Origin of the sequence: Paenibacillus roseus (genome assembly GCF_016424485.1) — a bacterium.
In the GTDB taxonomy this organism is placed as follows: Bacteria; Bacillota; Bacilli; order Paenibacillales; family Paenibacillaceae; genus Paenibacillus_D; species Paenibacillus_D roseus.
In genome coordinates this window covers 1-769 of record NZ_JAELUP010000114.1, presented here as the reverse complement: position 1 = coordinate 769, position 769 = coordinate 1, and the positions used below count along the sequence as shown (strand labels likewise).

General features: G+C 49.9%; 1 pseudogene. It reads right to left on the bottom strand.

The annotated features are described in order from the left end of the window. Positions 1–769 (bottom strand): annotated as a pseudogene (locus JFN88_RS22790) (hypothetical protein); the annotation flags it as partial.

The following is a 769-nucleotide window of genomic DNA, read 5'->3' as shown; positions in this document are numbered from 1 at the left end:
TACCGGAACTGCTGCGCCACCGACGTAGTCTGATTATCCGCTCCGGTCACCTGAATGGCTTGACGGGTTGGGAAACCAGCCTTGTATAACGTGAAATCGTATTCGTTGGCAACAACAATGTCTCGGGTGTCATCCTTGATTGTAATCGTCGTTGGATTCCCGTAGCTGTCATATACATAGCCCGTTTGGGCCTTCAGGGAGCCGCTGCTGTTATTTTCCTTCATTTTGACCGTCTTGATGCCGTTCGTGGTCGGATAGCGTTCCAACTCGACAAACAAGCTTTTATTCGATTGAACAGGAACCGTATAGCTTTGCAACAAATTTCCTGTATCATACGTATAACTCGTCGTGTTGGTATACGGATCGGTCTCGGTGATCACATTCCCGTACTCATCATACTCCCGGGAAACGACGCTGGCTGTCGATTGCAAAGACCCTTGTTTGGTCTGGGTAGTCACTTTCGTGGGTACCGGCCAGCGTTTCACCCGGTTGTATTCCATCGTATCGGTGAACTGCTGGGTGCCGCTACTTTTGACCACTTGCGTATTGTAGTAGACTTCCGGCGTATTCTCGTCGATATACACGCGGTCATAGGAAGAGGTCGTCTGGATTCTCCCGTTGTCCACGGTGGTGGAAAACGAACTATTGGAGGATCGAACCGCCGCTCCGTCGCCTGTATAACTATATGTGACCCGATTGAATTTCGATTCTGAACCATCCGTATAGGTGACCACGTCTTCTCTTGAAGTCGCCCGATAAGCCCGTTCTT